5 protein-coding genes and 1 pseudogene are annotated in these 10,198 nt (G+C 69.6%); 3 read left to right on the top strand and 3 right to left on the bottom strand.

Features of this window, described 5'->3' with window-relative positions; genetic code table 11:
• Positions 1-1,965, bottom strand: a 1,965-nt coding sequence (ileS, locus tag BJF86_RS09560; protein ID WP_075818545.1) for an isoleucine--tRNA ligase, incomplete at its 3' end; no start/stop codon positions are given.
• Positions 1,966-2,349: 384 nt separating this feature from the next.
• Between ileS and BJF86_RS09565 the strand changes: the two genes are divergently transcribed.
• Positions 2,350-3,978, top strand: a complete 1,629-nt coding sequence (locus BJF86_RS09565; protein ID WP_075818547.1) for an AbgT family transporter — start codon at positions 2,350-2,352, stop codon at positions 3,976-3,978.
• 180 nt (positions 3,979-4,158) lie between these two features.
• Complete coding sequence (locus tag BJF86_RS09570; RefSeq protein WP_083652913.1) at positions 4,159-5,085, top strand: endonuclease domain-containing protein; 927 nt, start codon at positions 4,159-4,161, stop codon at positions 5,083-5,085.
• Between the two features lie 162 nt (positions 5,086-5,247).
• On the opposite strand, the gene BJF86_RS09575 is transcribed toward BJF86_RS09570, so the two are convergent.
• Positions 5,248-6,915 (bottom strand): alanine/glycine:cation symporter family protein, encoded by a 1,668-nt coding sequence (locus BJF86_RS09575; RefSeq protein ID WP_075818553.1) that lies wholly within the window; start codon positions 6,913-6,915, stop codon positions 5,248-5,250.
• Positions 6,916-7,096: 181 nt separating this feature from the next.
• Between BJF86_RS09575 and valS the strand changes: the two genes are divergently transcribed.
• The gene (gene valS, locus BJF86_RS09580) at positions 7,097-9,787 is read left to right on the top strand and encodes a valine--tRNA ligase (RefSeq protein ID WP_075818549.1); all 2,691 of its coding nucleotides are present in this window, start codon (positions 7,097-7,099) and stop codon (positions 9,785-9,787) included.
• 20 nt (positions 9,788-9,807) lie between these two features.
• Here the strand turns inward: valS and BJF86_RS09585 are convergent.
• Positions 9,808-10,198 (bottom strand): annotated as a pseudogene (locus tag BJF86_RS09585) (transposase); the annotation flags it as partial.

Consider the following 10,198-nt stretch of genomic DNA (forward strand, 5'->3'; position numbering starts at 1 on the left):
CTTGCTCATCTTCTGCCCGTCGCTGCCGAGCACGATGCCGTGGGACAGGCAGGTCGAGAAGGCGGGCCGGTCGAAGAGCGCGGTCGCGAGGATGTGCAGCGTGTAGAACCAGCCTCGGGTCTGCCCGATGTACTCCACGATGAAGTCCGCCGGGAAGTGGTGCTCGAACCAGTCGGCGTTCTCGAACGGGTAGTGCACCTGGGCGTAGCTCATCGACCCGGAGTCGAACCACACGTCGAGCACGTCCTCGACCCGGCGCATGGTGCTCTTGCCGGTGGGGTCGTCGGGGTTGGGCCGGGTCAGCTCGTCGACGAAGGGGCGGTGCAGGTCGATGCTGCCCTCGCGGTCGCGCGGGAGCTCGCCGAAGTCGGCCTCGAGCTGCTCCAGGGAGCCGTAGACGTCGATCCGCGGGTAGGCCGGGTCGTCGCTGCGCCACACCGGGATCGGGCTGCCCCAGAAGCGGTTGCGGGAGATCGACCAGTCGCGGGCGTTCTCCAGCCACCGGCCGAACTGGCCGTCCTTGATGTGCTCGGGCACCCAGGTGATCTCCTGGTTGGTGCGCAGCATGTCGTCCTTGAAGGCCGTCACCTCGACGAACCAGGAAGAGACCGCCTTGTAGATCAGCGGTTGCTTGCAGCGCCAGCAGTGCGGGTAGGAGTGGCCGTAGGACTCGCGCCGCAGCAGCACGGTGCCCGCGGTGACCGAGCCGGTCTCGTGCTGCTCCCCGCCGAGCTGGTTGCGGGTGGCCGCCTTGAGGTGGTCCATGATCGGCGCGTTGGCGTCGAAGACCAGCATCCCGGCGTACTCCTCCACCGGGGCGGTGAAGGCGCCGTCCGGGCCGACCGGCATGACCGGCTCGATGCCCTCGCGGTCGGTGACCACCTTGTCGTCCTCACCGAAGGCGCCCGCGGTATGCACCAGGCCGGTGCCGTCGGTGGTCGTGACGAACTCCGCGACGACCAGCCGGTGGGCGCGCTCCCAGCCCTCGTAGTAGGAGAACGGCGGCACGTAGGACCGGCCGGTCAGCTCGGCACCGGTGTAGGTGCCGAGCACCTCCGGATCCTCGCCGAGCTCGTGGGCGTAGGTCGCGAGCCGCTCCTTCGCGATGAGGTAGCGCTGGTCGGCGTCGCCCTCACCGGAGCCCGGCAGGGGCGCCCGCACGACGACATACTCGATGTCCTCGCCGACCATGATCGCGAGGTTCGCCGGCAGGGTCCACGGCGTGGTCGTCCAGACCAGGGCGAGCGCGCCGTCCAGCACCTCGTCGGGGGTTGGCCCGGGCAGCAGCCGCGCCCCGACGGTCACCGCCGGGTCCTGACGCACCTGGTAGACCTCGTCGTCCATCCGCAGCTCGTGGTTGGACAGCGGCGTCTGGTCGTTCCAGCAGTAGGGCAGCACCCGGAAGCCCTCGTAGACCAGGCCCTTGTCGTAGAGGCTCTTGAACGCCCAGAGCACCGACTCCATGTAGTCGACCTCGAGCGTCTTGTAGTCGTGCTCGAAGTCGACCCACCGCGCCTGCCGGGTGACGTAGTCCTGCCACTCGTCGGTGTACTTCAGCACCGACTCGCGGCACTTGGCGTTGAAGGCCTCGATGCCGAGGCCGAGGATCTCGTCCTTGGTCTTGATGCCGAGCTGGTCCATCGCCTCGAGCTCGGCCGGCAGCCCGTGGGTGTCCCACCCGAAGCGCCGCTCGACCCGGCGCCCGCGCATCGTCTGGTAGCGCGGCACGACGTCCTTGACGTAGCCGGTGAGCAGGTGGCCGTAGTGCGGCAGTCCGTTGGCGAACGGCGGCCCGTCGTAGAAGACGTACTCGTTGGCGCCGTCCTCGCCGGCGTCGCGCTGCTCGACGCTCCTGGCGAAGGTGCCGTGCTCGCGCCAGTAGGCCAGCACGGCCTGCTCGATCTCCGGGAAGCGCGGCGAGCTGGTCAGCGCGTCGGCGGAGGTGCTGGTGCGGGGATAGGCCATGAGGGGTGGCTCCTGCTCCTGGTGCGTCGTCGTCGGACTCGTGTCAGTCGTGCTCTGCTGCCACGAGGACGACGCTGCCCGGGGGATGAGCCCGGTCGGCACCGCGGTACCACTCGCTGCGCGTCGCGTCAGGCATACCCCAGAGGTATGCGTGCGCGCCGCGCCGCTTCGTGTCGGCTGTGACGGGCCGGCCCGTGCGGGTCTAGTGAGCTCATCCGCTGGTGCGCGGTGGCCGTTCTGCCGCAGGCTCGCCGCTGATGACGGCTCGGACGCCTGTGCCTTCATGCTAGCCGACCCAGGACGGCACTCCGGGCCACCGGCGGGCCGGGTGCGCACGTGCTCCCGGTCTGAGTTACGTTGCCGTAGCGGAAAGAGAGGAAGGGCATGGACACGGACGAAGAGGCCCGTAGCACCAGCTCCCGGCAGGGAGGCGTCCTGGACTTCATCGAGCGCTGGGGCAACCGCATACCCCACCCGTTCTGGCTCTTCACCGGGCTCGCGATCCTCGTCGCCCTGCTCAGCGCCGTCCTCAGCCAGACCCCGATCAGCGTGCAGGTCCCGGGCGAGGACGCCCCGGTCGCCATCGAGAACCTGCTCACGGTGGAGAACCTGCGCCGCATGGTGGTGGAGTCGATCAGCAACTTCACCGGCTTCCCGCCGCTGGGGATCGTGCTCGTCGTCATGCTCGGCGTGGCCGTTGCCGAGGGCAGCGGGATGATCATGGCCGCCGTGCGGCTCGTCGTGACCTCGGTGTCGGGCCGGTGGTTGACCTTCGCCATCGCCCTGACCGGCATCACCGGGTCCATCGCCTCGGACGCCATCATCGTGATCCTGCCACCGCTGGCCGCGATGGCCTTCCTCGCCGTGGGGCGCAACCCGCTGGTGGGCATCGGGCTGGGGTTCACCGCCGTGAGCGCCGGCTTCAACGCCTCCCTCATCATCAACGCCACCGATCCCCTGCTGGCCGGCATCTCGACGACGACCGCCCAGCTGGTGGAGGAGGACTACGTCGTCTCCCCTTTGGCCAACATCTACTTCACCGTCGTCTCCTCGGTCCTGCTGGCGGTCATCACCACCGTGGTCTTCGAGCGCTGGGTCAGCCCTCGGATGGAGGCCGAGGGGTGGCGGTCGGAGAACTCCGAGGCCGGCGACGTCGACGAGGACGAGGCCGGCCGGGACGCTGCGGGCGAGGACGCGGCCGGCGACGACGACCAGGCGGCTGACACGGAGTTCGAGAGCCTCGAGGACGCGGAGCTGGACCAGACCGAGAAGCGCGCGCTGAAGGTGGGCGGCCTCGCGGCGCTCGGCTTCCTCGCCGTCGTCGCGATCATCACCGCGATCCCGGGCTCGCCCCTGCGCGGCGAGGACGGTGCCATCCTCACCGGGCCGGCGATCCTTAGCGTGTCCATCCTCATCGCCGGGCTGTTCGTCGTCGCCGGCGTCGCGTACGGACGGGTCGCGGGCACGATCACCTCGTGGGGCGACGTGCCCACCTTTATGGCCAAGGGCATGTCCGACCTGGCCCCCGTGCTCGTCCTCTTCTTCGCCGCCGCGCAGTTCATCGCCTGGTTCGGCTGGTCCAACATGGGCACGGTGCTCGCGGTCTCCGGCGCGAACGCCATCGAGAGCCTGGGTGTGCCGCCGCTCGTCGTCATCCTGCTGGTCGTGCTCATGACCTACGTGCTCAACCTGTTCATCACCAGCGGCTCGGCGCAGTGGACCCTCATGGCGCCGGTCATCGTGCCGGCGCTCATGCTGCTGGGGATCGCCCCCGAGGTGGCGCAGATGGGCTTCCGGATCGGCGACTCCGCCTCCAACATCATCACGCCGCTCAACGTCTACTTCGCCCTCATGCTGACCTACCTGCAGCGCTACAAGAAGGACGCCGGCGTCGGCACGCTCATGGCGATGACCCTGCCGGCCTCGCTCGCGATCCTCGTCGGCTGGGTGGCCTTCTTCGTGCTCTGGTATGCCGTCGGACTCCCCCTCGGACCTGGCTCCCCGGTGCGCTGACCCGCGAGATCCACCCCGCCCCCGTCGTCCCGGCGACACGCCCGACCTGAGCGGCTCCAGCGTCCACATGAACGCTGGAGCCGGTTGGGACCGGCGCCGGCAGGATCGATCGGGGCCCCGTGGGCATACCTGTGGACAACTTCTGCGCGGGTAGCGCCCGGTGCGGCACCGTGCTCCGGTATGGATCTCGACCTCACCCGACCCTTCCTGCGCTCCGATGGGCTCAGCGCAGGGCTGACCAAGCACCACCTGGACGGCGCCTCCTTCCACTCGGTCTTCGGGAGCGTGCGGCTGGCCGCCGACGTGCCGCTCACCCCCGAGATGATGGGACGCTGCGCCGCCCTCGTGGTCCCGCGGTGCGCAGCGAGCCATCAGACGGCGGCACAGATCTGGGGCGGCGTGGTGCCGGAGACGGCCACGACGCACGTGACCGTGCCCGACGCACAGTCTCGTCGTTCGCGGCAGGGACTGCAGTGCCACGTCGACGCAGCAGCGACCGTGCGCAGGCGGCATGGTCTGCTGGTCACCGCGCCCGCACAGACCTTCCTCGACCTCGCGGGGCCATTGTCATGCGTCGACCTCGTGGTCCTCGGTGACTCGCTGGTGCACCGGCGGGCCACGACGGTGCAGGAGCTGGACCGCGCGCTGGCGGAGCCTGCGGTCCGGCTGCCCCGGCTCGCCCCGCAGGCAGCCGCCCTCGTCCGGGTAGGAGCCGAGTCACCGATGGAGACCCGCACCCGTCTGGTGCTGGTCCTCGCCGGTCTGCCCGAGCCGGTGCTGCAGCACGAGGTGGGTGACGAGACTCACCGGTTCCGTCTCGACCTGGCCTACCCCGAGCTGAAGATCGCCGTCGAGTACGACGGGCGCCAGCACGCAGACGACCCACGCCAGTGGCAGCACGACCTCGCCCGGAGGGAGTGGTTGGACGCCCACGGGTGGCGGGTGATCGTCGTCACGACCACGGATGTCTACGCCACTCCCTGGGCTACGGTGCTCCGGGTCGCGGGGGCGATGGCGGCGCGCGGCTACGTCAAGGCGCTGCCGTCGAGCGCCCCGCCCGCGTTCGCCGGGCACTTCCCCGGTCAGCCGTGGCGCCGCGCCGGATGAGTGCGTCCCGCCGACACGCCGGAGGTCACCGGCTCCAGCGTTCACATGAACTCTGGAGCCGTTCTGGCTGGGGGTGTCGACGGGACGCTGGCAGCTCCCGGACGGCGAAGGGCCGGGAGCAGCACGTGGCTGCTCCCGGCCCTCGCCGTTGCGGTATGCCCGTCAGCGCCGGTCGCGCGGGGTGGTGGCCCCGCCGGCACCGAAGCCGTCGTCGTCGGGGTCGGCCAGACGGTTCTGACCGGAGTCGTCGCGCACCTGGTTGGCCTCGGCGAGCTCCTCGACAGCGATCTCCTTGTCGGCGTCCAGCTTGCCGAGCTCAGCGAGCTTCCCGCTCTTGCGGTCGGCGAGGTACTCCTTCATCTCGCGCTTGATGACCGGCAGCAGGATGAAGACACCCAGCAGGTTGACGAAGGCACAGACGAACAGGAAGTTGTCGGCGAAGCTCAACACCTGGCCGAAGCTCAGGATCGTCCCCAGGACGGTGAAGGCGAGGAAGACGAAGCGGTAGATCAGCGTCGAGACCCGGTTGTCACCGAAGAGGTAGTTCCACGCCCGCTGGCCGTAGTACGACCAGGTGATGAGGGTCGAGATCGCGAAGAGAGCCACGGCGACCGCGAGAACCACCGGGAACCAGCTGATGTGCTCCTCGAACGAGGCCGAGGTGATCTGCACGCCGGAGAGGGGGTACTCCGAGTCGTACTCGGGGCCGTCCTCGAAGGTGGCGGCCCTGGCGTCGCTGTAGAACTGCGTGTCCGCGATGACGATGGTCAGCGCGGTCATGGTGCAGATGAGGACGGTGTCGATGAACGGCTCGAACATCGCCACGAAGCCCTCGGAGACCGGACGCCGGGTCTTGACGACGGAGTGCGCGATCGGGGCGGAGCCCAGCCCGGCCTCGTTGGAGAAGGCCGAGCGGGTCAGACCGACGATGAGCGCACCGACGAAGCCACCCGTGACGCCCTCGGCGGTGAAGGCACCACCCAGGATGTCGCCGATCGCGGCCGGGATCTGCGGGATGTTGGTCAGGATGACGATGATGCAGGCCAGCACGTAGATGCCACCCATGAGCGGCACCAGCGTCGACGTGACCCGGCCGATCGACTTCATCCCGCCGATGATGACCAGACCGATGACGGCGGCCAGCACGACACCGAAGACGAGGTTCGCGGTCGTGGAGGCCAGGAAGCTGTCGTCCCCACCCGTCGCGCCGCGCACGGCCGTGTAGGTCTCGTTCGCCTGGAGCATGTTGCCGCCGCCGACACCGAAGAAGAGGATGGCGATGGCAAAAAGGCCGGTGAGGGCCACCGAGAGGAACTTGGGGAACTTGCTGAAGGCCACGGGGAGGTACTTGAACGGCCCGCCGGAGACGGTGCCGTCCTCGCGGATCTCGCGGTACTTCACACCCAGCGTGCACTCGGCGAACTTCGTCGCCATGCCGAAGAGGCCGGCCAAGACCATCCAGAAGGTGGCGCCCGGACCACCGAGGGTCACCGCCGCACCCACACCGGCGATGTTGCCGAGGCCGACGGTGCCGGACACGGCGGACGTGAGGGCCTGGTAGTGCGGGATCTCACCCGGATCGTCGGGCGAGGAGTACTTCCCCCGCAGCGTGTCCCACGCGACCTTGATGCCGCGGAACTGGATGAAACCGAAGTAGATGGAGATGAAGACGGCCCCGAAGAGCAGCCACATCACGACGAAGGGCATCGGGATGCCGGGGATCTCGAAGAAGATGATCTCGCCGGACCACTTCACGGCGCTCGTGAAGAACGCGTCGACGCGCTCCTCCAGGGTGATGATCCATTGAGGATCCTCGACCGCTTCGGACATGGACACGGGAATAGATCGCAACATGCGTCACACGGTGAGCCACATCGGGGGGATGGTCAACGACATACCCCGATCGTGACCAAAACGTGACCCGATCCCGGAACACGGCGAGTCCGGTCCTCGTTGGGGACCCTCTCCCGCCGGTCGAACCGGGCTCGTCCGGTCTGTGACAATACCGGGCATGGACCGCACCCGTCAGATCGCTCCCTCCCGCCCGGCGCAGCTGCCCGAGCGGCCGTCCGTCGACGGCCTGGAGGAGAAGTGGGTCGGGGTATGGAAGGACACCGACGTCTACGCCTTCGACCGGGAGGCGGCCCTGGCCGGCCCGCGCGAGCAGATCTTCGCCGTCGACACCCCTCCCCCGACCGCCTCGGGGACCCTGCACCTTGGCCACGTCTTCGGCTACACCCAGGCCGACTGCCTGGCCCGTTACCACCGGATGACCGGCAAGCAGGTCTTCTACCCCATCGGGTGGGACGACAACGGCCTGCCGACCGAGAAGCGGGTGCAGAACTACTACGGCGTGCGCGGGGACGCCTCGCTCCCCTACGACCCCGACTTCACGCCGCCGCAGCGCGGCGGTGAGGGCAAGAGCCTCAAGGCCGCCGACCAGGTGCCGGTGAGCCGGGCCAACTTCATCGAGCTGTGCGAGGAGCTCACGGTCATCGACGAGCAGGCCTTCGAGGAGGTCTTCCGTCGTCTCGGCCTGGCCATCGACTGGAACGTGCAGTACCGCACCATCGAGGATCGCTCCCGCGCGGTCGCCCAGCAGGCCTTCCTGCGCAACCTCGCGCGCGGCGAGGCATACCAGTCCGAGGCTCCGGGGCTGTGGGACATCACCTTCCAGACCGCGGTCGCCCAGGCCGAGCTCGAGGCGCGCGACTACCCGGGTGCCTACCACCGGGTGGCCTACCACCGTGCGGGTCAGGACCCGGTCTACATCGAGACGACCCGCCCCGAGCTGATCTGCTCGGTGGTCGCGCTGGTCGCGCACCCCGACGACGAGCGGTATGCCGACCTGGTCGGGACCACCGTCACCTCCCCGCTCTTCGGGGTCGAGGTGCCTGTCCTCGCGCACCCGGCGGCGGAGATGGACAAGGGTGCCGGCATCGCGATGTGCTGCACCTTCGGCGACATGACCGACGTGATGTGGTGGCGCGAGCTGGGCCTGCCGACCCGGTCGGTCATCACCCGCAGCGGCCGGTTCCAGGCCGAGACGCCGGCGTGGGTCGCGGGCGGCCCGGGCGACGGTCTGTATGCCGAGCAGCTCGCGGGCAAGACCACGCACTCGGCCCGCGAGGCCACCGTGGCGGCGCTGCGCGAGAGCGGGGACCTCGACGGCGAGCCCACCCGGACCCAGCGCAAGGCCAACTTCTACGAGCGGGGCGAGAAGCCGCTGGAGATCGTCACCAGTCGGCAGTGGTTCATCCGCAACGGCGGGCGGGAAGAGGACCTGCGCGCCGCGCTCGTCGCCCGCGGCGGGGAGATCGACTTCCACCCCGCGTTCATGCGCAGCCGCTACACGAACTGGGTGGAGGGGCTCAACGGCGACTGGCTCATCAGCAGGCAGCGTTTCTTCGGGGTGCCCTTCCCGCTCTGGTACGCCGTCGACGCCCACGGCGAGGTCGACCACGACCGGGTGCTCGTCGCCGACGAGGCCAGCCTGCCGGTCGACCCCGTGAACGACGTGCCCCCGGGGTATACCGCGGAGCAGCGGGACGCCCCGGGCGGCTTCACCGCCGACACCGACGTCATGGACACCTGGGCGACCAGCTCGCTCTCGCCGCAGATCGCCGGCGGCTGGCCCACCCGGGGCGGCCGGGGCGAGGGGTCCGACGCCGAGCTCTTCGAGGCGATCTTCCCCTTCGACATGCGGCCCCAGGGTCACGACATCATCCGCACCTGGCTGTTCGCCACGGTCGTGCGTGCGCACCACGAGCACGGCTCGGTCCCGTGGACCGACGCCTACCTCAACGGCTGGATCCTGGACCCCGACCGCAAGAAGATGTCCAAGTCCAAGGGCAACGCCGCCACGCCGCTGGGGATGCTCGAGGCGAACGGCACGGACGCGGTGCGCTACTGGGCCGCCGCCGCCCGCCCGGGCGTCGACACCGTGGACGACCCCGGCCAGGTCAAGGTCGGGCGCCGGCTCGCGATCAAGCTGCTCAACGCGAGCAAGTTCGTGCTCTCCTTCGGCGAGCTGCCGGAGGGCGCCGCGGAGTCCGAGCTGGTCACCGAGCCGCTCGACCGCGCCATGCTCGCCGGGCTGGCCGACGTGGTCCGGCGGGCCACCGACGCCTACGAGCGCTGGGACTACTCGACCGCGCTGGACGTCACCGAGTCCTTCTTCTGGGGTTTCTGCGACGACTACCTCGAGCTGGTCAAGGAGCGTGCCTACGGCGGCGCCTTCAGCGCCGAGGGCCCCACGACCGACCCCTCCGCCGCGACCCTCTCGGCACGGGCCGCGCTCCGGCTGGCCCTGTCGGTGCAGCTGCGTCTGCTCGCGCCGGTCGTGTCCTTCGCGACCGAGGAGGTGTGGTCCTGGTGGCACGAGGAGGGCAGCTCGGTGCACGCCCAGCCCTGGCCCGTGGTCGAGGAGCTCTCCCGCGCCGCGGACGACGCCCCGGCCGCGCTGCTGACCACTGTCGGGCAGGCCCTGGCGGGGCTCCGGCGGGCCAAGTCGGAGGCCAAGGTCAAGATGCGCACCGAGATCTCGGCCGCGACCGTCGCCGGGCCGGGGACCGAGCTCGACCACGTCCGGTCCGCCCTGGACGACCTGCGTGCCGCCGGCAAGGTCGTCGGCGAGGTGTCCTTCGCCGACGCCGACACCCTGAGCGTCGAGGACGTCGCCCTGGTGGTGGACCCGGCATAGATATCCCAGGGTCTAGCTTGTCAAGCTGCGGCGGGGTGGCGGTGGGCCCAGGCGGTGTGTTCGTCGTAGGGGGTGCGGTGTTTGAGGCAGCCGTGCAGGATCCCGATCCATCGGTTGCCCAGGGCGCGTAGGGCTTCGTGGTGCTCGTAGTCCGCGGCGCGGCGTTCGTCGTAGTAGGCGCGGGCTCCGGGGCTGGTGCTCAGTGAGCAGAAGGCCCACTGGTCGATCGCGTCGTACAGGCGTTTGTTGCGGATGTAACGGGCCAGCACGATCTTCTTCTTGCCTGAGGCCTTGGTCAGGGGTGAGGTGCCGGCGTAGTTCCTGCGAGACTTGGCGTCAGCGAAGCGTTCGGGGTCGTCCCCGAGCTCGCCGAGCACCCGGGCGCGAGGATGTCACTCAGGCCTGGCAGCG

It is taken from the genome of Serinicoccus sp. CNJ-927, assembly GCF_001942435.1.
Classification (GTDB): domain Bacteria; phylum Actinomycetota; class Actinomycetes; order Actinomycetales; family Dermatophilaceae; genus Ornithinicoccus; species Ornithinicoccus marinus.